The sequence below is a fragment of the Pseudomonas sp. P2S-1 genome (assembly GCF_057197725.1).
This window is the reverse complement of sequence record NZ_CM170068.1, coordinates 3,581,787-3,601,265: the sequence shown is the minus strand read 5'-3', so window position 1 is coordinate 3,601,265 and position 19,479 is coordinate 3,581,787. Positions and strand designations below refer to the sequence as shown.

General features: G+C 64.6%; 26 protein-coding genes. 14 read left to right on the top strand and 12 right to left on the bottom strand.

The features are described from left to right. Positions 1–142: 142 nt before the first annotated feature. Entirely contained in the window at positions 143–706 is a 564-nt protein-coding gene (locus AC2CQI_RS15940) for a hypothetical protein (RefSeq protein WP_484577282.1), read from the top strand. After that, complete coding sequence (locus tag AC2CQI_RS15935; protein WP_484577281.1) at positions 706–1,266, top strand: nucleotidyltransferase family protein; 561 nt, start codon at positions 706–708, stop codon at positions 1,264–1,266. The genes AC2CQI_RS15940 and AC2CQI_RS15935 overlap by 1 nt, the downstream gene beginning before the upstream one ends. A 115-nt stretch (positions 1,267–1,381) precedes the next feature. Here AC2CQI_RS15935 and AC2CQI_RS15930 read toward each other — a convergent pair whose 3' ends face one another. The 4 genes from AC2CQI_RS15930 to AC2CQI_RS15915 form a co-directional block, all read right to left on the bottom strand. Then, complete coding sequence (locus AC2CQI_RS15930) at positions 1,382–1,723, bottom strand: HopJ type III effector protein (protein ID WP_484577280.1); 342 nt, start codon at positions 1,721–1,723, stop codon at positions 1,382–1,384. Then, positions 1,716–2,012 (bottom strand): DUF1244 domain-containing protein, encoded by a 297-nt coding sequence (locus tag AC2CQI_RS15925; protein WP_484577279.1) that lies wholly within the window; start codon positions 2,010–2,012, stop codon positions 1,716–1,718. The genes AC2CQI_RS15930 and AC2CQI_RS15925 overlap by 8 nt, the downstream gene beginning before the upstream one ends. 13 nt (positions 2,013–2,025) lie before the next feature. Further along, positions 2,026–2,718, bottom strand: coding sequence for a dihydromonapterin reductase (folM, locus tag AC2CQI_RS15920; RefSeq protein WP_075806352.1), 693 nt, complete (start codon positions 2,716–2,718; stop codon positions 2,026–2,028). An 82-nt stretch (positions 2,719–2,800) separates the two neighbouring features. Beyond that, positions 2,801–3,382, bottom strand: coding sequence for an antibiotic biosynthesis monooxygenase (locus AC2CQI_RS15915; RefSeq protein WP_484577278.1), 582 nt, complete (start codon positions 3,380–3,382; stop codon positions 2,801–2,803). 218 nt (positions 3,383–3,600) lie between these two features. On the opposite strand from AC2CQI_RS15915, the gene AC2CQI_RS15910 reads away from it, so the two are divergent. Further along, positions 3,601–4,551, top strand: coding sequence for a MerR family transcriptional regulator (locus tag AC2CQI_RS15910; RefSeq protein ID WP_484577277.1), 951 nt, complete (start codon positions 3,601–3,603; stop codon positions 4,549–4,551). A gap of 105 nt (positions 4,552–4,656) precedes the next feature. On the opposite strand, the gene AC2CQI_RS15905 is transcribed toward AC2CQI_RS15910, so the two are convergent. Continuing rightward, entirely contained in the window at positions 4,657–5,268 is a 612-nt protein-coding gene (locus AC2CQI_RS15905) for a hypothetical protein (RefSeq protein WP_484577276.1), read from the bottom strand. 58 nt (positions 5,269–5,326) lie between these two features. Next, a complete protein-coding gene (locus AC2CQI_RS15900; RefSeq protein WP_484577275.1) occupies positions 5,327–5,788 on the bottom strand; it encodes a PAS domain S-box protein in 462 nt (153 codons plus the stop codon). A gap of 123 nt (positions 5,789–5,911) precedes the next feature. Here AC2CQI_RS15900 and AC2CQI_RS15895 point away from each other — a divergent pair, with 123 nt between their 5' ends. Beyond that, positions 5,912–6,367: a flavodoxin gene (locus AC2CQI_RS15895; RefSeq protein ID WP_484577274.1), complete on the top strand. Its 456-nt coding sequence runs from the start codon at positions 5,912–5,914 to the stop codon at positions 6,365–6,367. 1 nt (position 6,368) lies between these two features. Here AC2CQI_RS15895 and AC2CQI_RS15890 read toward each other — a convergent pair whose 3' ends face one another. Beyond that, positions 6,369–7,259: a LysR substrate-binding domain-containing protein gene (locus AC2CQI_RS15890; protein ID WP_484577273.1), complete on the bottom strand. Its 891-nt coding sequence runs from the start codon at positions 7,257–7,259 to the stop codon at positions 6,369–6,371. 97 nt (positions 7,260–7,356) lie between these two features. On the opposite strand from AC2CQI_RS15890, the gene AC2CQI_RS15885 reads away from it, so the two are divergent. The 5 genes from AC2CQI_RS15885 to AC2CQI_RS15865 all read left to right on the top strand — a co-directional run bounded on the left by AC2CQI_RS15885 (position 7,357) and on the right by AC2CQI_RS15865 (position 10,900). After that, complete coding sequence (locus AC2CQI_RS15885) at positions 7,357–7,743, top strand: CidA/LrgA family protein (protein ID WP_484577272.1); 387 nt, start codon at positions 7,357–7,359, stop codon at positions 7,741–7,743. Beyond that, a complete protein-coding gene (locus AC2CQI_RS15880) occupies positions 7,733–8,419 on the top strand; it encodes an LrgB family protein (protein WP_484577271.1) in 687 nt (228 codons plus the stop codon). Before AC2CQI_RS15885 ends, AC2CQI_RS15880 begins: the two co-directional genes overlap by 11 nt. Positions 8,420–8,566: 147 nt before the next feature. Then, positions 8,567–9,472 carry an alpha/beta fold hydrolase gene (locus tag AC2CQI_RS15875; RefSeq protein ID WP_484577270.1) on the top strand — a complete coding sequence of 302 codons (906 nt, stop codon included), beginning with the start codon at positions 8,567–8,569 and terminating at the stop codon, positions 9,470–9,472. Positions 9,473–9,581: 109 nt separating this feature from the next. Beyond that, positions 9,582–10,496: an SDR family oxidoreductase gene (locus AC2CQI_RS15870; RefSeq protein ID WP_075806362.1), complete on the top strand. Its 915-nt coding sequence runs from the start codon at positions 9,582–9,584 to the stop codon at positions 10,494–10,496. A 65-nt stretch (positions 10,497–10,561) separates the two neighbouring features. Continuing rightward, complete coding sequence (locus AC2CQI_RS15865) at positions 10,562–10,900, top strand: hypothetical protein (RefSeq protein ID WP_484577269.1); 339 nt, start codon at positions 10,562–10,564, stop codon at positions 10,898–10,900. A 356-nt stretch (positions 10,901–11,256) separates the two neighbouring features. On the opposite strand, the gene AC2CQI_RS15860 is transcribed toward AC2CQI_RS15865, so the two are convergent. Further along, entirely contained in the window at positions 11,257–12,042 is a 786-nt protein-coding gene (locus AC2CQI_RS15860; RefSeq protein ID WP_075806364.1) for an IclR family transcriptional regulator, read from the bottom strand. A gap of 175 nt (positions 12,043–12,217) precedes the next feature. On the opposite strand from AC2CQI_RS15860, the gene hmgA reads away from it, so the two are divergent. Genes hmgA through maiA form a run of 3 tightly spaced genes read left to right on the top strand, consistent with a single transcriptional unit; the run spans position 12,218 to position 15,464 of the window. Next, on the top strand, positions 12,218–13,525 hold the full coding sequence (hmgA, locus tag AC2CQI_RS15855; RefSeq protein WP_484577268.1) for a homogentisate 1,2-dioxygenase: 1,308 nt from the start codon (positions 12,218–12,220) through the stop codon (positions 13,523–13,525). Then, on the top strand, positions 13,522–14,814 hold the full coding sequence (fahA, locus tag AC2CQI_RS15850) for a fumarylacetoacetase (RefSeq protein ID WP_484577267.1): 1,293 nt from the start codon (positions 13,522–13,524) through the stop codon (positions 14,812–14,814). Before hmgA ends, fahA begins: the two co-directional genes overlap by 4 nt. A 14-nt stretch (positions 14,815–14,828) precedes the next feature. After that, complete coding sequence (gene maiA / locus AC2CQI_RS15845; RefSeq protein ID WP_484577266.1) at positions 14,829–15,464, top strand: maleylacetoacetate isomerase; 636 nt, start codon at positions 14,829–14,831, stop codon at positions 15,462–15,464. 132 nt (positions 15,465–15,596) lie between these two features. On the opposite strand, the gene AC2CQI_RS15840 is transcribed toward maiA, so the two are convergent. Then, entirely contained in the window at positions 15,597–16,403 is an 807-nt protein-coding gene (locus AC2CQI_RS15840; protein WP_484577265.1) for a SirB1 family protein, read from the bottom strand. A 116-nt stretch (positions 16,404–16,519) separates the two neighbouring features. On the opposite strand from AC2CQI_RS15840, the gene AC2CQI_RS15835 reads away from it, so the two are divergent. Then, positions 16,520–17,545, top strand: coding sequence for a Leu/Phe/Val dehydrogenase (locus AC2CQI_RS15835; protein ID WP_484577264.1), 1,026 nt, complete (start codon positions 16,520–16,522; stop codon positions 17,543–17,545). Between the two features lie 3 nt (positions 17,546–17,548). Here the strand turns inward: AC2CQI_RS15835 and AC2CQI_RS15830 are convergent, their stop codons facing one another. Then, entirely contained in the window at positions 17,549–17,815 is a 267-nt protein-coding gene (locus AC2CQI_RS15830; protein WP_075806370.1) for a YebG family protein, read from the bottom strand. 244 nt (positions 17,816–18,059) lie between these two features. Here AC2CQI_RS15830 and AC2CQI_RS15825 point away from each other — a divergent pair, with 244 nt between their 5' ends. After that, positions 18,060–18,530 (top strand): phosphate-starvation-inducible protein PsiE, encoded by a 471-nt coding sequence (locus AC2CQI_RS15825; RefSeq protein WP_075806371.1) that lies wholly within the window; start codon positions 18,060–18,062, stop codon positions 18,528–18,530. Between the two features lie 4 nt (positions 18,531–18,534). Here the strand turns inward: AC2CQI_RS15825 and AC2CQI_RS15820 are convergent, their stop codons facing one another. Both AC2CQI_RS15820 and AC2CQI_RS15815 read right to left on the bottom strand, forming a co-directional pair. Next, positions 18,535–18,858 carry a DUF3509 domain-containing protein gene (locus AC2CQI_RS15820; protein ID WP_484577263.1) on the bottom strand — a complete coding sequence of 108 codons (324 nt, stop codon included), beginning with the start codon at positions 18,856–18,858 and terminating at the stop codon, positions 18,535–18,537. A gap of 96 nt (positions 18,859–18,954) precedes the next feature. Further along, positions 18,955–19,413 carry a universal stress protein gene (locus AC2CQI_RS15815; protein ID WP_484577262.1) on the bottom strand — a complete coding sequence of 153 codons (459 nt, stop codon included), beginning with the start codon at positions 19,411–19,413 and terminating at the stop codon, positions 18,955–18,957. Positions 19,414–19,479 lie beyond the last annotated feature (66 nt).

Here is a 19,479-nt window from a genome sequence, read left to right as displayed (position 1 = left end):
ACTCGAGGGCCTCATCGCTGGCAAGCCAGCTCCCACAGGTTACGCGAACCCTGTGGGAGCTGGCTTGCCAGCGATGGGGCCCTTAGTCACACCATCAAATTGCTGTATTGTCCTGGTCTCATCTCTCCACCAAGGTCGCCGCATGGCGCGTCTCTACGTCACCCTCAGCCTTCTCCTCTACCTCCTGGCCCTGTGCCTCGACGCCGTGAACCTCAGCGGCGGCAATACGGTCACTGCCCAGCAGGCCCTGTTCCAGGGACCCTGGGGCGTGGTCTTCGGCCTGTTCGGCTGGTTCTCCAATCCCCTGTTCGGTCTCGCCCTGCTGCTGCGTCGGCGGTTGCGCTGGCTGTCGCTGTTCCTCGGGGCCTGGGCGTTCTACCTGGCCGCCATGAGCCATGGCATCGAACGCCTGCCGGACAACATCAACTACAGCTTCCATGACGTCATCGGCTTCGCTCCGGGCTATTACCTCTGGGCCCTGGCGATCGCCGCCTTCTGCATCGGCCAGGCCTGGTGGTGCAGCTGCGGGCGCAATGCCGAGGTGCCGCGCTGGAGCCTGCCGGAAGGCGCGCTGGCGTTGTTGCTGCTGGTGGTGATGGTGATCGGCCTGCGCGATGAAGACCTGCGCTTCGATTTCGACAAGCTGTTCGATATGCCGCCGTCGGTCTGGGAGATGCCGCCTCCAGCCCGGGACGAGTCGATCTGATGAGTCAGCTCACTGCCCAGGCCCTGATCGCGATGGCCATGAAGAACCCGCTCAATACCCGGCTGATGGACATCCTGGTCGGTATGGAGTTGCCGCAGTGCATGCTCACCGCCGGCTGCCTGTTCCAGGCGCTGTGGAACCTGCGCATCGGGCGCGAGCCGGGCTGGGGGGTGAAGGATTATGACGTCATCTACTTCGACCACGACCTCTCATGGGAGGCCGAAGACCGGGTGATCCAGCGGGTCCGCGCGGCCTGTGGGTACTTTGCCGACAAGGTCGAGGTGCGCAACCAGGCGCGGGTGCATCTGTGGTACGAGGAGAAGTTCGGCGTGCCCTATGCGCCGCTGCGCAAGGTGACCGATGGCATTGATCGCTATCTGGTGCGTTCGACTTGCGTGGGCCTTGATGTGCGCAGCGGCGAGCTGTACAGCACCTGGGGGCTGGAGGATCTGCAGCAGGGAGTGCTGCGCAGCAATCCGCTGAATGACCAGCCGGAGATGTTCCGGCGCAAGGCCGAGAGTTATCGTGAGCGCTGGGATTGGTTAAGGATCGAGGAGTGAGGGTGTTCTTTCGGGCCTCATCGCTGGCAAGCCAGCTCCCACAGGTCTCGCGTGCACCGCTGAACCTGTGGGAGCTGGCTTGCCAGCGATAGGGCCATCAGCTACATCACCAGCCTCAAGCCTTGCGCTTGAGCGGCTCAGCCTCGAATTTCACCCCGGCCAGGCCATGGGCGATGAGGGCGCGGATGTTGCCGTGGTCGCTGCCTTCCGGCGTGGCGATTACCGAGCGGTAATGCTCGCCGAACGCCAGCAGTGCTTCCTGGTCGCTCAGGCCTTCCAGCAGGGCCAGGCCCAGGGTCTTGCACGAACCTTCGTTCTGCCCGGCAGTGCTGAGCAGGCCGCCATTGTCGAAGGCAGTCTGCTGGTAGTCATAGTGCTCGGCGACGAACGCCAGGGTGTCGGCGAACAGGTGCTCGCCGCTGGTCAGGCTGGCACGCAGTTGGATCAGGTCAGTCATGGGTTTTTCCTTTGGCGAACGCGGCTTGCTGCTCGGCGCTGGCTTCTTTCTGGTATTGGCTTTTCCACTGGTCATAAGGCATGCCGTAGACCACCTCGCGGGCGTCATCCAGGCTTACCTCGATCTGGCGTTCGTCCGCCGCCGCCTTGTACCACTTGGACAGGCAGTTGCGGCAGAAGCCGGAAAGGTTCATCAGGTCGATGTTCTGCACGTCGGTCCGCTCGCGCAGGTGGCCGACCAGGCGACGGAAGGCCGCCGCTTCGAGTTCGAGTTGTTCTTGCGGGGTCATGGCGTTCTCGTTATCAGGCGATTCGGTTCTTCAGGTGGCGGCCACCGTTGATGACCACGTTGCTGCCGGTGCTGTACTGGCTTTCAAGCAGGAACAGCACCGCGTCGAGCAGCGGCTGGGCGCCGGGTTCGAACTCCAGCAGGGCCTTCTTCAGGGTCTGCTGGCGGTACTGTTCGTCGCCGCCTTCCTTGAGGATCAGCAACCCCGGGAGGATGCCGTTGACCCGCACCGACGGCGCGTACTTCTCGGCGAACGACAGCACCATGTTCTGCAGCGCGGCCTTGGTCGCGGCGTAGCCGATATGGCTCTTGCTGCCGCGGGACGAGGTTTCGTCGCAGATATGGATGATGTCCGACTTGTCCAGCTTCAGCAGTTGCTCGCCCAGGGCCAAGTTCAAGTGGTAGGGCGCCTCGACGTGCAGCTTGAACATCGTGTTCAGGTTGTCGAGGTCATCGTCCAGCCACAGCGAGGCGTTGTGGACGATGGCGCGCAGGCCGTCGTAGTGCGTGCGCAGGTGATCGATCAGCGCTTCGCGGTCGCGTTCGCTGCACAGGTCGGCCTGGAACGGGATGATGTTCGGGTGCGCCGGGGTGGTGATCTTGCTGCGGCTGGCGCTGACCACCGTGTGGCCGGCCTGCGCCAGTCGCGTGGCCAGCGCCAGCCCGACTCGCTGGCTGCCACCGGTAACTAGGATTGGGCTGTTCATATGCGGGGACGATCAACTTTTTCAGGTTCGCGGTCAGTTGCCAGCATACCCGAACTCGCCCGCGTTGGCCGCCCCCGGCCGGTCAGCGGCTTTCCAGGGATTCCCGGCGGTTTTCCCGGGTCGGGGATGGCCGCGCAGGTGCATTCAACCAGCCGGCCAGGCAGCGGGTCGACAGGGGAATGAAGAAATACACCATCAATGGCGTCAGGCCGAGGGTGCTGAGGAGGATGCGCGGCAGCAGGCTCAACTCTGCCAGCCAGTGGCCGAACAGCAGGTTGAAGGCCAGCGACACCGGAAAGAACGCCAGCCAGATCGCCACCGCCTGCTTCCAGCGCGGCGGGCGCTGTGCGGCATGGGCGCCAAACCAGCCTTCGATACCGCTGACGCGCTGCTCGGTGGGCTGCTGGAACAGGCCGTTGCCGCGGGCCAGCCAGGCGCTGCGCGAGGCGGAGAACTCCCAGGCGTGCAGGGTCTTTTCGTCGACGAAGCGGAAGATGATCTGGAATTCATCGCCCTGGGGCGGTGGCGCCAGTACGCCGGAGCCGAGGTAGCCGGGGAAGTCGGTGGCGAGCTGCTCGCCTTCGTGCAACCAGGCGATCATGTCCTGGTAACGACCTTCGGCAACGCGCCGGGCGACCATCAAGGTGACGGGATGGGTAGACATCGTGTATCTCCTGGCAAGCGGGTCGCGGCGGGTAGCCCCGACCCTTGGATGCCACCCGGGGTGTTGGGTGGCGTCCGAAATCAAGCAAGGATTATTCCGTAAATTATGTGACCCGTCAGTGTCAGTTTTTTCTGAAGTTGACCGGGCGGTTGGCTCCCGTCGTTGATCGACGGGTTAGAATGCGGGACTTTTTCCTACAACCCATAGCGTACACGGCGATGATCGAGCTTCCCCCGGCGTCACTCAGCGAACGCGGCCTGGACCACGAGGAACTGTTTCCCATCCGTGAAGTGGCGCGGCTGACCGGCATCAACCCGGTGACCCTGCGCGCCTGGGAGCGCCGTTATGGGTTGGTGCAGCCGACACGCACCGAAAGTGGGCATCGCTTGTACTCCCGCGCCGATATCGACGAGGTCCGCCATATCCTTGGCTGGATCGAGCGCGGCGTGGCGGTGAGCAAGGTTGGCAAGATCCTCGCCCGTGATCGTGCAGCGCATGTTCACCCTCCGGAAGTCGCCCAGCCCGAGGTGGCCAAGGACCACGAGCATTGGCAGCACCTGCTGCGCCAGGCCGTGCAGGGGTTCGACGAAGCGCGGCTGGAGCGGGTCTACGGGCAGGTGTTCGCCAGTTATCCACTGGGCGTGGTATTCCAGGACATCCTCATGCCGCTGTGGCAGGAGCTGCGCATCGCCCATGACGGCTTTGGCCGCCTGAGCGACTGGCTGTTCCTCGATACGTTCCTGCGCGCCCGTGCCTGGCAGCGTCTGCAACTTGCCCGGGAAGAACAGGACACGCGCATCCTCCTGGCCGGATTGCCGGAGCAGTGTCGTGAGCTGGAGTTGCTGGTCTGCGCCCTGTTGCTGAGCAGCAGCGAGGTCGCGGTGTCGGTGCTGGGGACAGGGCAACCGCTGGAGGAGCTCAGCCTGATCTGCGAACGGGTGGCGCCGGACGCCCTGGTGCTGGTCTCCAATCATGCTCCGGCGACTGACCTGCCCAAGCGCCTGGCGCGGCTGGCCCTGGGCCTGGACTGCCCGCTGCTGTTCGCCGGCGAAGCGTCGGAAATGGCCCATGACGCCCTGGTCGGTTCGCAGATCGTCTGTCTGGGCGGGGAAGGGCGCCTGATGCGCCGGCGCTTGCAGCAATGCCTCGACGGGCACCTCGACACCTGATTGAACAACGCGGACCCTGTGGGAGCGGGTTTACCCGCGATAGCGGTAGTGAATTCACTGACGTAATCGCGGGTGAACCCGCTCCCACAAGGTCCGCGTCGTGCTTTAGAGTTTTGAGTGCACTTCAGGATGTGCCCGGCGGTGTTGCTGGAGCATGTACTGGCGCAGCCGCTCGATCTCTTCCGGCTGGCGCTGGCTCAGCTTGTAGGCCGCCAGGCCCTCGGCGGTGATGCGTTGCAGGGTGCCGCGCAGGGCGATCGGGGCGATGCCATCCGGCGCGAACCACAGGCTGAAGGACTTCGGCGCCTTCCTGCCTTCCGGTAGCTCCAGCAGCACACCCTTGAAGGAAATCTCCCGGACTTTCAGGCCGCTGCTCAGGCCCAACTGGTCTTCCAGCATCACCGGCTGCTCCAGGGTCAGCCGCCACGGCCGGACCACCGCACCCTCCTCATAGATGCTCGGCGCGCCCAGTTGCAGGTGCAGGGCATGAAACTCGTCTTCCACCAACTGCAGCGGAAAACTCATCTGCTGATTGTCCAGTTGCGCCTGCACGGTTACCTGCTCGCTGGCCACCAGCCGGGTGAGCAACTGCTGCAGGTCTCTGTGACCATTGAGGCGCAGGCTGGAGATGGCGTCCAGGCGGTTGAGCTGGGGCGAGCGGTGCACGCTCTGGATAAAGTCCAGTTCGTCCTGGGTCAGAAGGGCATCGGCTTGCATGATCGTGGATGCTGCGCGTTTCCGGGGGTGATGAGTGGACCGCGAATCGGTGCCTTTGTTAAGACCGCTGGTCGTTTTCCAGGTCGCGAATTCGCGCCCGGGCGTCGGCCAGTTCCCGCTCCAGCTCCGCGACCCGCTGTTCGGCTTCGACCTGGCGGGTGACATCCTTCTGGATGCCGACGAAATACGTGAGTTGATCGGCCTCGTTGAACACCGGGGTGATCGACAGCTCGTTCCAGAACACGCTGCCGTCCTTGCGGTAATTGCGCAGCACTTCGCGGCACGGCTGGCGGCTGTCCAGGGCCTGGCGGATCCGCGCCCGCGCCGGCTGGTCGCGGTCGTCGCCCTGGAGGAAGCGGCAGTCGCGATAGAGGATGTCGTTGGCCTCGTACCCGCTCAGGCGCTCGAACGCCGGGTTCACATAGATCAGGATGGTGTCTTCGTCGCCTTCCTGTTCGGCGACCACGATACCGTCGTTGGAGGCATCGATCATGCGTTGCAGCAGTGTGGCGTTGATCATCGGGGCAACCGGGGCGGAGACGACTGAGAGCGCGATTCTAGTGCATGTACGGCCAAGGGATAAGGCCTTTTGCCAGCCATCGATGCTAGTATCCTACGCTTTTGCTCAACTACGGAATCCGTCATGAAAGTGGTCATCCTGTCCGGTTCGGTCTATGGCACCGCCGAAGAAGTCGCCCGTCACGCCCAGTCGCTGCTCAAGGCCGAGGGTTTCGAAGCCTGGCACGCCGCCCGGGCCACCCTCGCCGACGTCCAGGCATTCGAGCCCCAGGCGTTCCTGGCCGTGACCTCCACCACCGGCATGGGCGAACTTCCCGACGGGCTGATGCCGCTGTACAGCGAAATCCGCGACATCCTGCCCGCCGCCTGGCGTGGCCTGCCGGGTGCGGTGATCGCCCTGGGCGATTCCAGCTACGGCGACACCTACTGCGGCGGCGGCGAGCAACTGCGTGAGCTGTTCGGCGAACTGGGCGTCAACGAAATCCAGCCGATGCTGCGCCTGGATGCCAGCGAAACCGTGACCCCGGAGGTCGATGCCGAGCCATGGATCGCCGAGTTCGCCGGCAAGCTGCGCGGCTGATTCACTCCGCTGGCTGCGGATATTCCTTCAGCAGTTCCAGCCAGGCCCGGGCCGCCGCCGACAGGTAGGCGCCCCGACGCCAGATAAAGGCGATGTCCCAGCGCAGGTCCTGTGGTTCGCTCAGGGCCAGGCGCACCACCCCGGGGCGTTCCAGCGCCTTGGCCACGATTCTCGGCAACAGCACCACCCCTTGCCCGGCGGCCACCAGCGCGGCGAGGAAGTCCGCCTGGCCGCTGCGGCCGCCTTCCTTCGGGGTAAAGCCCAGGGCCTGGCAGGCACTCAACAAACGGTCGTTGAGCACGAAGCTGCGCTGATAGAGCAGGAAGGGGGTGTCCGCCAGTTCCGCCAGGTGCACGCTGGCCTTGCCGGCCAGTGGATGATCCAGCGGCAGCAGGGCGTCCATCGGCTCGTTGCAGAAGGGTTGCGAATCGAACGCCGGATCGCTCGGGGTCAGGCTGCCACCCAGTTCCAGCTCGCCGCTGAGCACCGCCTGCTCGATGGTGCGGCTGCCGCCTTCGAGCATCTGCACGCTGATATTCGGGTAGCGTCGCCGGTATTCGGCAAACAGGCCGGCGAACAGCGCATCGCTGCCCAGCAAGGGCAAACCCAGGCTGAGTTCGCCACGGGCCAGCTGGCTGAGGTCGTCCAATTCGTTCTGCAGGGCCTGGCGCAGATGCTGCATGGCCTCGCCACGTTCCAGCACCACCTTGCCGGCCGCCGTCAGGTGCAGGCGCGAGGCATGGCGTTCCAGGAGGACCACGCCGAGGTCCTGTTCCAGCTGGGCAACCTGCTTGCTCACCGCCGACTGGCTGATATGCAGGGTCTGCGCGGCCTGGGTAAAGCTACCGCGATGCACCACTTCGATGAAACTGCGCAGTTGCTTGAAGTCCATGGTCTGGATTCCAGTTTGGAATGGAGTCCAGTCTAACAATTCGCTTTTTGCATGCGTGACCGAAATTTTACACTGGGCGCCCCAGAGGACCCCTTCAATGACCTTCGTGAACCTGAAATGCCTTGCGCGCCTGCTTGCCGAGCTGGGCGTGCTGCTGGTGCTTTACCTGCTCGGCGGGCAACTGGCGAGCTGGCTCGGCTGGCCGATCCCCGGTGGCGTAATGGGCCTGGCCCTGCTGTTGGTGCTGTTCGCTTTTGGCTGGCTCAAGCCCACTGCCCTGCAACGCGGCGCCGGGATCCTGATGGCGGAAATGCTGCTGTTCTTCATCCCGGCGCTGATGAGCCTGCTGGACTACGGCGCGCTGATGCGCAACGACGGCTGGCGCATCCTTCTGGTGATCACCGTCAGCACCCTGCTGGTGATGGTGGTCACCGCCTTTACCGTGGAATGGGTCTGCCGCCGGAGCCTGCGCCATGAGTCTTGAGCCGATGCCGCTGTTCTGGCTGGCCCTGACCCTGCTGGCCTACCTCGGCAGCCGCTGGCTGTACCGGCGCACCGGGCGCTACCTGCTGTCGCCGCTGATCCTGGTGCCGACGGTGTTGCTGGCGATCGCCGTACCGCTGCACACCGCCTACGCCGAATACTCCCGGGATACCCACTGGCTGATGGGGGTGCTCGGCCCGGTCACCGTGGCCTTCGCCGTGCCGATCTGGCAGCAGCGGCGCCTGCTGGCGCGGCACTGGAAAGCCCTGTGCCTGGGCATGCTGATGGGCAGCGCGGCGTCCATCGCCAGTTCCTGGGCCCTGGCCCGGCTGCTGGCGCTGGACAGTTCGGTGAGCCTGTCGCTGTTGCCGCGGTCGATCACCACGCCGTTTGCCATGCCGCTGGCCGAGCAACTGGGCGGGGTGCCGGAACTGGCGGCGGTGTTCGTGATGTTCACCGGCGTGCTCGGCGCGGTGTTCGGCGGCGTGCTGCTGCGCTACTTGCCGCTGCGCACGCCGCTGGCCCGGGGCGCGCTGTTCGGCGTCGGCGCCCATGGCGCGGGCGTCAGCCGGGCGCGGGAAGTCGGTGGCGAAGAGGGCTCGGTGGCGGGGCTGGTGATGGTCCTGACCGGCCTGCTCAATCTCTTCGCCGCACCGCTGCTGACGATGCTGCTGTAAGCCGTTCGGCGCGTGACTCGCAAGGTCAGCAAGCTGGCTGCCAAGGCGACTACCGCCGCGCCAGCGGCTGACTATGCTCTCCCACAGAGCACCGACAGGTGCCGACCGTGACCAACACCTAAAACAACCACCAGCCGAGATCTCGCTATGCCTTTGGCAGAGATACCTCTGTGCGTCTGGCGGACACGGAGCCTGGGATTCACGTTCCGCGGCCAGAGCATTCGCTACTGGACGGCAGGGCAAGGAGAGCCACTGCTACTTATTCACGGATTCCCCACCGCCAGTTGGGACTGGCACTACCTTTGGCAACCGCTGGCCCAGCGTTTCCGGGTGATCGCCTGCGACATGCTCGGTTTCGGCGATTCGGCCAAGCCGGCGGAGCACCGCTACAGCCTGCTGGAGCAGGCCGATCTGCAGCAGGCGTTGCTCGCCCACCTGGCTATCCAGGAGCCTGTGCATGTGCTCGCCCATGACTATGGCGGCAGCGTCGCCCAGGAATTGCTGGCCCGCCATCAGGAAGGGCTGGTCGATATCGCCAGTTGCGTATTCCTCAATGCCGGCCTGTTTCCCGAGTGCCATCGCCCGCTGTTGCTCCAGCGTCTGTTGATCAGCCGCCTGGGCTGGCTGGTGGCGCGGATCTTCGATCGCGACGACCTGGTGCGCAATGTCGGGCAGATCTACGGGCCCGGCACCCAGCCCAGCGAAAGCGCGCTGGATGACTGCTGGAGCCTGATCGTGGCCAATCGCGGCAATCGCATCCTGCACCGTCTGTCGGAGTACCTGGTCGAGCGTCAGGCCCATCGCCAGCGCTGGGTGGGGGCCTTGCAGGACGCACGCCTGCCGCTGCGTTTCATCAACGGCGCGGCGGACCCGTTGTCTGGCGCGCACATGGTCGAGCGCTACGAACAGCTGATCCCCGAGCCCGATACCGTGCTGCTCCACGGCATCGGCCACTACCCGCATACCGAATCGCCGGCCCAGGTGCTGCGCCACTACCTGGATTTCCGTCATCAACCGCTGAGCTGGACTCCGCAGAAAGTCGCCTGGAACTGACCGCAGCGTCACTTATCACCTGCCATTCAGCGCCCGCCCGGTTCGTTGCCCGGGGCCGGGCGCTGGCCGACACTGGCCACTCCGTTCCCTGTTCAGTAGGAGTTGAGCCATGACCGATTCGGTGCGCCTGGAAGATAGAGTGGTGATCGTCACGGGGGCCGGTGGCGGCCTCGGCCGGGCCCATGCCCTGTTGTTCGCCCGGCATGGGGCGAAGGTGGTGGTCAACGACCTGGGCGGCTCGACCCACGGCGAAGGGGCCAATGCTTCGGCGGCAGACCGCGTGGTCGCGGAAATACGCGAGGCCGGCGGTGAAGCGGTGGCCAACCATGACTCGGTGACCGATGGCCAGCGCATCGTCGAGCAGGCCCTGGACAGCTTCGGCCGCATCGACGTGGTGGTGAACAACGCCGGGATCCTGCGCGACAAGACCTTCCACAAGATGGAAGACGCTGACTGGGAGCTGGTCTACAAGGTTCATGTCGAGGGTGCCTACAAGGTCACCCGCGCCGCCTGGCCGCACCTGCGCGAGCAGAACTGGGGGCGGGTGATCTTCACCTCGTCCACCTCGGGCATCTACGGCAATTTCGGCCAGGCCAACTACGGCATGGCCAAGCTCGGCCTCTACGGCCTCACGCGCACCCTGGCCCTGGAAGGGCGCAAGAACGGCGTGCTGGTCAACGCCATCGCCCCGACCGGCGGCACGCGCATGACCGAGGGCCTGATCCCGCCGCAGGTGTTCGAACAGCTCAAGCCCGAGCTGATCAGCCCGCTGGTGGTGTACCTGGGTAGCGAGCAATGCCAGGACAGCGGCAATCTCTACGAAGTCGGCGGTGGCTGGATCGGCCAGGTGCGCTGGGAGCGCAGCCTGGGTGCCGGCTTCGATCCGCAGGAAGGCTTCAGTGTCGAGGACGTGGCGGCCAGTTGGGGGCGCATCGGCGACTTCGAGCATGCCGTGCATCCCAAGGACAGCCTTGAGGCCCTGCAGCAGATGATGAGCAACCTGCAACGCTTCGCCCGGCGCTGATTCCGGTGGTGATCGCGAATCTGGCCTAAGCTGGCAGGCCCGTGATCGCGACAAGGAGTGCGCACATGTATGAATCGAAAACCGAAGAGGTCATCTCTACCGGACAGTTTCGCAGCCGGCTGCTGCTGCATGCGCTGGGGGCCGTGTTGCTGCTGCTGGGCTCGATCCTGATTGGTGTGGTCGGGCACCTGCACTTCGAGGAGGGGGTGGCGTGGTATGACGCGGCGTTCAATGCCACTTTGCTGCTGGGCGGAATGGGGCCGGTGGACCTGCCGCAGACGCCAGGCGGCAAGCTGTTCTTTGCGGTGTATGGGTTGTATGTGGGGCTGGTGTTCGTGGCCAGTATCGGGTTGATCCTGGCACCGGTGGCGCATCGGTTGTTGCACCGGTTTCATTGCGACTGAGCTGCAAGCTCCAAGCTGTAAGAGGATCTGCGGGGCACCTGGCTTTTTCTTATGGCTTGCAGCTTCCGGCTTGCAGCTCCAATAAAAAAGGCCGCTGCAATCGCAGCGGCCAACAAGACGCAGATCAAGGAGCTTCAAAATCAACGTCGGTAGAACTGAAGGGTACGCATCGGAACAACAATCGAGAGCACTCTAGGGGGAGAGCATTAACCGACCGTTAAGGGGTCCGAAGCGTCAACTTCGCGCCCTGGCGAACACCGGATCGTCAGGGCAAGAGAAGGATAGTCAGACGCAACCCACGGAAAAATAGCGCTTTCTGACATTCACTGTTGCATCGTTAGCAACAGTGCACCAATTCAGTTCACTGATGGCTGATAGCCCAAGCGCCAACTGATGGCCTGGGCGGTGGCGAGCAGACGCTGCGCCGCCGGGCCCTGTTCGTCGGCGTGGAAGATCGAGGTCGGGCCGACTACGGTGATCACCGCGGCAATCTGGCCCATGGCGTTGAACACCGGCGCCGACAGGGCATCGACGCCCGGCATCAGCAGGCCATGCACATGGTGCAGGCCGTGTTCGCGGATGCTGGCGAACAAGGCCTCGTAATGCGTGAGATCATGCCCGCTCTGCGCCAGCTCGCGGTCCCGCAGTTCCACGGTTTCCCGCGCCGGCAGGTAGGCGCCGAACACCAGCCCGGTGGACGAACTGAGCAGCGGCAGCACCGAGCCGATCTGGGTCACCACGGTTACTGCACGCACCGCCGGCTCGATATTCACCACGGTCGCGCCCTGGTTGCCCCACACCGCGATAAAGCAGCTTTCATTCAATTCGTCGCGCAGCTCCGAGAGCGGCAGTGCCGCCACTTTCAGCACATCCATACCGCCCAGTGCCGCCAGCCCCACGCGCAATGCTTCGCGACCGAGGCCGTAATGGTTGGTGGCCGGGTCCTGCTCGGCGAAACCACTGGCGATCAGCGCCTGCAGGTAACGGTGCACCTTGCTCGCCGGCATCTCCACGTGCTCGGCCAGGCGCGACAGCGAGGTGGCGGGGGAGAGCTCCGCCAGTGCCTTGAGGATATCGGTACCGACCTCCGCCGAACGAACCTTCTGTTTGCCGTTTTCGGCGCTGGACGTGGTCTTGCTCATGGGCGCTGTTTTCTCTGTGGGAGCGAGCTTGCTAAGGACGGCAGCCTTTATAGCTTGACGTCCTCATGCGAGCAAATTACGTTATGCGTAATCCGTTTACGAATTAAAACAACACAGAAGCACTTCCCTCTTGCATGGGCGACAGGGCGGTCAATCTGTCACCCATGGAGGCTCGATGAACATCGACACCCGGTCCGATCTCGCTTACCAAAGCGGTTTCGGCAATGAATTCGCCAGCGAAGCCCTGCCCGGCGCCCTGCCGGTCGGCCAGAACTCCCCGCAAAAAGCCCCTTACGGCCTGTACGCCGAACTGCTCTCCGGTACCGCCTTCACCATGAGCCGCCACCAACAGCGGCGCACCTGGCTGTACCGTATCCGTCCGTCGGCACTGCATCCGGCGTTCGAGCGCCTGGAACGGCAACTGGCCGGTGGTCCGCTGGGCGCGGTGACCCCGAACCGCCTGCGCTGGAGCCCGCTGGACATGCCCGGCGAGCCCACCGATTTCATCGACGGCTGGGTGACCATGGCCGCCAACTCGGCGGGTGAGAAACCGGCCGGTATCAGCATCCACATCTATCGCGCCAACCGCTCCATGGAGCGGGTGTTCTTCAACGCCGATGGCGAGCTATTGCTGGTGCCGCAGCTGGGGCGCCTGCGCCTGGTCACCGAGTTGGGCGTGCTGGAGGTGGAGCCGCTGGAAATCGCAGTCATCCCACGGGGCATGAAATTCCGCGTCGAACTGCCGGACGGCGAGGCCCGCGGCTATATCGCCGAGAACCACGGCGCGCCGCTGCGCATCCCGGACCTCGGCCCAATCGGCAGCAACGGCCTGGCCAACCCGCGTGACTTCCTCGCCCCGGTGGCGCACTACGAAGAGTACGAAGGCCCGGTGTCGCTGGTGCAGAAATTCCTCGGCGAACTCTGGGGCTGCGAGCTGCAGCATTCGCCGCTGGACGTGGTCGCCTGGCATGGCAACAACGTGCCGTACAAGTACGACCTGCGCCGCTTCAACACCATCGGCACGGTCAGCTTCGACCACCCCGACCCGTCGATCTTCACCGTACTGACCTCGCCGACCAGCGTGCCGGGCATGGCCAATATCGACTTCGTGATCTTCCCGCCGCGCTGGATGGTCGCCGAGAAAACCTTCCGCCCGCCGTGGTTCCACCGCAACCTGATGAACGAGTTCATGGGCCTGATCAAGGGCGAATACGACGCCAAGGCCGAAGGCTTCCTGCCCGGCGGCGCCTCGCTGCATGGCTGCATGAGCGCCCACGGCCCGGACGCCGAAACCTGCGCCAAGGCCATCGCCGCCGATCTGGCGCCGAACAAGATCGATAACACCATGGCCTTCATGTTCGAGACCGGCCAGGTGCTGCGTCCGACCCGCCATGCCCTGGACTGCCCACAGTTGCAGAACGACTACGATAGTTGCTGGGCCACGCTGCCGAGCACCTTCACCCCGAACCGGAGACAAGCATGAACCAGACCGCCATTGCCCGCAGTTGGGTCGAACACGCCAACGGGCATAGCGACTTCCCGCTGCAGAACCTGCCGCTGGGCATCTTCAGCCGCGCCGGCGGCGAGCGCCGTAGCGGCGTGGCCATCGGCGACGCCATCCTCGACCTGGACGCGGTGCTGGCTGCCGGCCTGTTCGAAGGCGAAGCCAAGGCTGCCGCCGAAGCGACCCGCGGTGGCGCCTTGAACGCCTTCTTCGCCCTCGGCCGCAGTGCCCGTGTCGCCCTGCGCGAGCGCCTGCTGGCGCTGCTCGGCGAAGGCAGCGAGCACCAGGCCGCACTGAAAGGCGCCCTGTATCCGGCCAGCGACTGCGTACTGCACGTACCGGCGCAGATCGGTGACTACACCGACTTCTACGTCGGCATCCAGCACGCCACCAATGTCGGCAAGCTGTTCCGCCCGGACAACCCGCTGCTGCCCAACTACAAGTACGTGCCGATCGGCTACCACGGCCGTGCCTCGACCATCCGTCCGTCGGGCACCGACGTACGCCGGCCGAAAGGCCAGACCCTGCCGGCCGGGCAGAGCGAGCCGAACTTCGGCCCCTGCGCGCGCCTGGACTACGAGCTGGAGCTGGGTATCTGGATCGGCCAGGGCAACGACATGGGCCAGGCCATCCCGATCGGTGATGCTGCCGAACATATCGCCGGTTTCTGCCTGCTCAACGACTGGTCGGCGCGGGATATCCAGGCCTGGGAATACCAGCCGCTGGGTCCGTTCCTGTCGAAGAGCTTCATTTCCACCATCTCGCCCTGGGTAGTCACCGCCGAGGCGCTGGAACCCTTCCGCTGCGCCCAGCCAGCCCGTCCGAACGGCGACCCGCAACCGCTGTCGTACCTTCTGGACAAGCGTGACCAGGCCGGCGGCGCCTTCGATATCGAACTGGAAGTGCTGCTGATCACCGAGCGCATGCGCGAGCAGAACCTGCCGGCGCACCGCCTGGGCCTGAGCAACACCCTGAGCATGTACTGGACCGTGGCGCAGCTGGTGGCTCACCACAGCGTCAACGGTTGCCAGCTGCAGCCGGGCGACCTGTTCGGTTCCGGCACCTTGTCCGGTGCGGAGCCTGGTCAGTACGGCAGCCTGCTGGAGATCACCGAGGGCGGCAAGCACCCGGTGCAACTGGCGTCTGGCGAGGTGCGCAAGTTCCTCGAGGACGGCGACGAAATCATCCTGCGCGCCCGCGCCACGCGCGACGGCGTGGCCAGCATCGGCTTCGGCGAATGCCGCGGCAAGGTCGTTGCGGCGAACTGAGAGGTCTCTGACGCATGGAACTGTTCACCTATTACCGCTCCACCTCGTCGTACCGGGTGCGGATTGCCCTGGCGTTGAAGCAACTGGAGTTCCAGTCGCTGCCGGTCAACCTGCTCAAGGGCGAACAGCGCGACGAGCATTACCTCGCGCTCAATCCCCAGGGCCGGGTGCCGGCGCTCAAGGCCGATTCCGGCGAACTGCTGGTGCAGTCGCCGGCGATCATCGAGTACCTGGAAGAGGTGTATCCACAGCCGGCGCTGTTGCCCCACGATCCCGTGCAGCGGGCGCGGGTGCGTGGGGTGGCGGCGTTGATCGGCTGCGATATCCATCCGTTGCACAATGTCAGTGTGCTGAATCGCCTGCGCGAGCTGGGGCAGGGCGAGGAGGCGGTGAACCAGTGGATCGCCCACTGGATCGGGCAGGGGCTGGAGGCGGTGGAGCAGTTGATCGGTGACCAGGGCTTCTGTTTCGGCGATGAGCCGGGGCTGGCGGATGTGTACCTGATTCCGCAGGTGTATGCGGCCAGGCGCTTCAATATCGAGCTGGGCGGGTATCCGCGGATCCTGCGGGTGGTGGGGCTGGCGGAGGAGCATCCGGCGTTCGTGCTGGCGCATCCTGCGCGGCAGCCGGATACGCCGGCTGCAGGCTAGTTCCCTGTTGTTCTCTCGGGCCCTATCGCTGGCAAGCCAGCTCCCACAGTGACCGCGTCGATCACAAATCCTGTGGTCAACATAAACCCTGTGGGAGCTGGCTTGCCAGCGATGAGGCCCGAGAGAACAACATCAATGCACTGATCTTTTCCCACTGGGCAAATGCCCCAACCGCTCCGTCAACCGCAAGCGCTGGATCGGATCATCGGTCAGCAGCAGCGCATGCTCCAGGTCATAGCGCTCGGCCTGCGGGCACTCCAGGTGCTGGTACAGGGTGGCCCGGGCCAGGTAGTCACTGGCCAGCGGCGCTCCCAGCTCCATCACCCGCTCGGCATCCTTCAACGCCGCGATATCGTCGCCATGGGTCGAATGCAACTGCCTCAGGTTGCGCGACAGGCGCTGGATCATTTCCCGCGCACTGGCCGTCTTCAGATGCTCCGCCGTCAACGCCACCTGCGGCCCGAACTGGCGCCCGAGCAATTCCCGGCAATCCGCCGGATACAGACGCCGCCCGCCACAAGGATCGAGCAGATGATCCGCCCCCGGCACCCGCAGCAGGAAATGCCCGGGAAAATTCACCCCCTCTAGCGGAATCGACAACCCCCGCGCCAGCTCCAGGCTCAGCAGGGCCAGCGCCAGCGGCTGGCCGCGACGGCGCTGCAGCAGGTGATCGAGCAGGGCAGCCTGGGGCCGCAGCGGGTGGTATTCGTCTTCCTGGAAACCCAGCGAGCACAGCTTGCGCAGCAGCGGCTGGGCCAGTTCGTTCAGTGGCAGCAGCGGCAGGTCATTGCTGACCTCACGCTGCAGGTCCCTGACCTCGCGCATCACCTGCGCCGGATCGACCTTGGCATCGTGCTCGGCAGCGATCCACAAACCGGCCTCGAACAAGGCCGGGGGCGTGCGTTCCAGACAGGCCAGGCAGGCGAGGCGTGGGTTCATGGCGATCTCCGTCAAGAGCTTCTGTTTTAGCCCTGGCACGGCGTTTCGTCCAGTGCTCCGGCAGGCCCGAAGGGGACACCTATACTGGATGCAGCACTGTTCAGGAGGGCCCGCAGATGTTCGCTCTCATGCAAAGCAGCCGTACCGGTTCGCTGCACCTGTGCACCGACCCGGCCACCGGCCTCAAGGCGGTGATCGCGATCCACAACGAGCAATTGGGCCCGGCGCTGGGCGGCTGTCGCTACCTGGCCTACCCGGACGACAACAGCGCCATGACCGACGCCATCCGCCTGGCCCAGGGCATGACCTACAAGGCCGCCCTGGCCGGACTACCGTTGGGCGGCGGCAAGGCAGTGATCATCCGCACCCCCCATGTGGAAAACCGTGCCGCGCTGTTCGAGGCGTTCGGGCGCTTCGTCGAATCCCTCGACGGTCGTTACATCACCGCCATCGACAGTGGCACCTCGACCCTCGACATGGACTGCATCGCCCAATCCACCCGGCACGTCACCAGCACCACCCAGGCCGGCGACCCGTCGCCGCATTCCGCCTTGGGTGTGTTCGCCGGGATCCGCGCCACGTCCATGGCCCGCCTGGGCAGCGACAACCTGGAAGGCTTGCGGGTAGCGGTGCAGGGGCTGGGGAATGTCGGCTATGCCCTGGCCGAACAACTGCATGCGGCGGGGGCCGAATTGCTGGTCAGCGACCACGACCAGGGCCGGGTGCAACTGGCCATGGAACAGTTCGACGCCCAGCCGGTGGCCGCCGAAGCGATGGTGGGCACGCCCTGCGATATCTTCGCGCCTTGCGGCCTGGGGTCGATCCTCACCGGGCAGAGCGTGATGCAACTGCGCTGCGCGGCGGTGGCCGGCTCGGCGAACAACCAGCTGACCAGCCTGCAGGTGGCCGACCAACTGGAGAACCGCGGCATTCTGTATGCCCCGGACTACATCATCAATTCCGGCGGGCTGATCTACGTCGCGCTGATCCATCAAGGGCTCGCGCCCACCGCCATCACCGCGCACCTGGCGCGGATCCCCAGCCGGCTGACCGAGGTCTTTGCCCACGCCCAGGCGGAAAAACGCTCGCCGGCGCGGGTCGCCGAGCAACTGGCCGAGCGGCTGGTATACGGCGGCGGCTGAGGCTTATTCCGCCTCGGCCGGTGCTTCCAGCAGTTCGGACAGGGCGTCCGGCTGGCTCTTGAAGGCCTTGGCGAACACATCGCGGTTCTTCGCCATGTAGATGCCGATATCGTCGAGCTGCTGCTCGTCCAGGGACGGCACGGCTTTCTTCAGGACTTCGGCCAGCATCTCCGCCAGCTCGAGCATCTTGTCGTGACGGTCTGCTTCGGCTTTATCCATGAACAAACGCTCCAGGTCGCGGCTGCTGCGGTACACCACTTCGACGGCCATTCATCACCTCACGCCTTTTTCGAAAATTGATTGAATACGAATACTGGGTATTTATACAGTAATCATCCAGCGTTGGATAGTGGCCTTTTTATAGCCCAGATTTTGCAACCTGATGGCGCGGCAGCGTGCCTTGCGGCAATCGGTCGCCTTCTCAAGCGGGGGCGCTGGCCTTTTTACTGCATGCAGGCATAGCCGTCATATGCCTGCCGCATCCTCTTCCAAGCCGTATCAGGGAATCTGCAACGTGAACATCAAATGGGCTGAAAAACTGCGCAAGGGCCTGCACGGCACTGCCGACTCGCTGGGCAACCTGTGCGTCGAGGCGTTCCACTACCTGGCCCTGTTCGGGATCGGTGCGATCACCGCCTACGCGGCGGTGGCGACCTTCATGGACATGATCAGCAAGGGCGGGGTCAGTGTCGACGATATCCTGCTGCTGTTCATCTACCTCGAACTGGGCGCGATGGTGGGGATCTACTTCAAGACCAACCACATGCCGATCCGCTTCCTGCTGTATGTGGCGATCACCGCGCTGACCCGCCTGCTGATCGGCGATGTATCGCACCACAAGGCGCCGGACGAGGGGCTGCTGTACCTGTGTGGCGGGATTTTGCTGCTGTCGTTCTCGATCCTGGTGGTGCGCTATGCGTCGTCGCGCTATCCGTCGAGCCGGGCGATCGATGCCAATGGCAAGGATGTGGAAGAGGGCCGCTGACCGTTCAGGCTTGCGCGGACCCTGTGGGAGCGGGTTTACCCGCGATGAGGCCCCACCGCCCACCGCCATGCCTCTCGGTCATCGCCGCCAGAATATCCACCGCGCTATGCCCCTGCTCGATGGCAATCCCGAACCTGACGCTGTCGATCAACCGCTCCAGCCGTTTCGGGCAATCCCGTTGTTCACGGCTGATCAAGCGCTTGGCCACCACCCGACCCTGTTCATTGGACAGGGTCAACATGATGCTGCCGTCCAGGCGCTCGATACTGAGGTTGACCCGGTACTCGTCCGAGAAGGCATCGCTGATCTGCTGAAAGGGCTTGTGCATGGTGCTCACCTGACAATGACAGTGCATCGGTTGACTGGGCGTTCGATGGCTAGTTCCACAGGGTTGCAAGGCTCGGGCCGAGTGGTCATGAAATATTCAAGCGAGGTGTGTCGCCCCCACCAGCACCGGACACCCCACCTGATCGATCACCTTCCCGCTCACCGACGGATCCAGCAACCGTCCCAGCCGCGACAGGTGCCGGTGGCCCATGACGATCAGTTCCACATTCAACTCTCGCGCCCTACCGACGATTACCTCTACCGGCCCACCCGCCACAAGGCTCCCGGTGCAATCACCGAACCCGGCCTCGCGCAACGCCCGCACCGCTTCACCCACTGCCCGCTCCGCCAGTTGCTGTTCATCACACGCCGCCGGATATTCCTCCAGCTCGCCCCGGGTATAAGGCGCCGGGTGGTCATGCACCGCGAAGGTGCTGTCGATCGCCAGCAGCACATGCAGCCGGTGCAACTCAGGGCGGCAGTAGCGCCGCGCCAGATCGAGGAGGGCCGTGCAGGCAGGAGAAGCATCGATAGCGATCAGGACCGGACTGGACATGCGAATACCTTGGGGAAAAAAGGACAAGGCATTCTCGGCGCATTCCCCTGCCCTGATAAATGGCCT

Excerpts from the sequence above, each read along its gene's own strand:
- AC2CQI_RS15940 (WP_484577282.1), top strand. The coding sequence starts at position 143 with ATGGCGCGTCTCTACGTCACCCTCAGCCTTCTCCTCTACCTCCTGGCC.
- AC2CQI_RS15935 (WP_484577281.1), top strand. The coding sequence starts at position 706 with ATGAGTCAGCTCACTGCCCAGGCCCTGATCGCGATGGCCATGAAGAAC.
- AC2CQI_RS15930 (WP_484577280.1), bottom strand. The coding sequence starts at position 1,723 with ATGACTGACCTGATCCAACTGCGTGCCAGCCTGACCAGCGGCGAGCAC.
- AC2CQI_RS15925 (WP_484577279.1), bottom strand. The coding sequence starts at position 2,012 with ATGACCCCGCAAGAACAACTCGAACTCGAAGCGGCGGCCTTCCGTCGC.
- folM (WP_075806352.1), bottom strand. The coding sequence starts at position 2,718 with ATGAACAGCCCAATCCTAGTTACCGGTGGCAGCCAGCGAGTCGGGCTG.
- AC2CQI_RS15915 (WP_484577278.1), bottom strand. The coding sequence starts at position 3,382 with ATGTCTACCCATCCCGTCACCTTGATGGTCGCCCGGCGCGTTGCCGAA.
- AC2CQI_RS15910 (WP_484577277.1), top strand. The coding sequence starts at position 3,601 with ATGATCGAGCTTCCCCCGGCGTCACTCAGCGAACGCGGCCTGGACCAC.
- AC2CQI_RS15905 (WP_484577276.1), bottom strand. The coding sequence starts at position 5,268 with ATGCAAGCCGATGCCCTTCTGACCCAGGACGAACTGGACTTTATCCAG.
- AC2CQI_RS15900 (WP_484577275.1), bottom strand. The coding sequence starts at position 5,788 with ATGATCAACGCCACACTGCTGCAACGCATGATCGATGCCTCCAACGAC.
- AC2CQI_RS15895 (WP_484577274.1), top strand. The coding sequence starts at position 5,912 with ATGAAAGTGGTCATCCTGTCCGGTTCGGTCTATGGCACCGCCGAAGAA.
- AC2CQI_RS15890 (WP_484577273.1), bottom strand. The coding sequence starts at position 7,259 with ATGGACTTCAAGCAACTGCGCAGTTTCATCGAAGTGGTGCATCGCGGT.
- AC2CQI_RS15885 (WP_484577272.1), top strand. The coding sequence starts at position 7,357 with ATGACCTTCGTGAACCTGAAATGCCTTGCGCGCCTGCTTGCCGAGCTG.
- AC2CQI_RS15880 (WP_484577271.1), top strand. The coding sequence starts at position 7,733 with ATGAGTCTTGAGCCGATGCCGCTGTTCTGGCTGGCCCTGACCCTGCTG.
- AC2CQI_RS15875 (WP_484577270.1), top strand. The coding sequence starts at position 8,567 with ATGCCTTTGGCAGAGATACCTCTGTGCGTCTGGCGGACACGGAGCCTG.
- AC2CQI_RS15870 (WP_075806362.1), top strand. The coding sequence starts at position 9,582 with ATGACCGATTCGGTGCGCCTGGAAGATAGAGTGGTGATCGTCACGGGG.
- AC2CQI_RS15865 (WP_484577269.1), top strand. The coding sequence starts at position 10,562 with ATGTATGAATCGAAAACCGAAGAGGTCATCTCTACCGGACAGTTTCGC.
- AC2CQI_RS15860 (WP_075806364.1), bottom strand. The coding sequence starts at position 12,042 with ATGAGCAAGACCACGTCCAGCGCCGAAAACGGCAAACAGAAGGTTCGT.
- hmgA (WP_484577268.1), top strand. The coding sequence starts at position 12,218 with ATGAACATCGACACCCGGTCCGATCTCGCTTACCAAAGCGGTTTCGGC.
- fahA (WP_484577267.1), top strand. The coding sequence starts at position 13,522 with ATGAACCAGACCGCCATTGCCCGCAGTTGGGTCGAACACGCCAACGGG.
- maiA (WP_484577266.1), top strand. The coding sequence starts at position 14,829 with ATGGAACTGTTCACCTATTACCGCTCCACCTCGTCGTACCGGGTGCGG.
- AC2CQI_RS15840 (WP_484577265.1), bottom strand. The coding sequence starts at position 16,403 with ATGAACCCACGCCTCGCCTGCCTGGCCTGTCTGGAACGCACGCCCCCG.
- AC2CQI_RS15835 (WP_484577264.1), top strand. The coding sequence starts at position 16,520 with ATGTTCGCTCTCATGCAAAGCAGCCGTACCGGTTCGCTGCACCTGTGC.
- AC2CQI_RS15830 (WP_075806370.1), bottom strand. The coding sequence starts at position 17,815 with ATGGCCGTCGAAGTGGTGTACCGCAGCAGCCGCGACCTGGAGCGTTTG.
- AC2CQI_RS15820 (WP_484577263.1), bottom strand. The coding sequence starts at position 18,858 with ATGCACAAGCCCTTTCAGCAGATCAGCGATGCCTTCTCGGACGAGTAC.
- AC2CQI_RS15815 (WP_484577262.1), bottom strand. The coding sequence starts at position 19,413 with ATGTCCAGTCCGGTCCTGATCGCTATCGATGCTTCTCCTGCCTGCACG.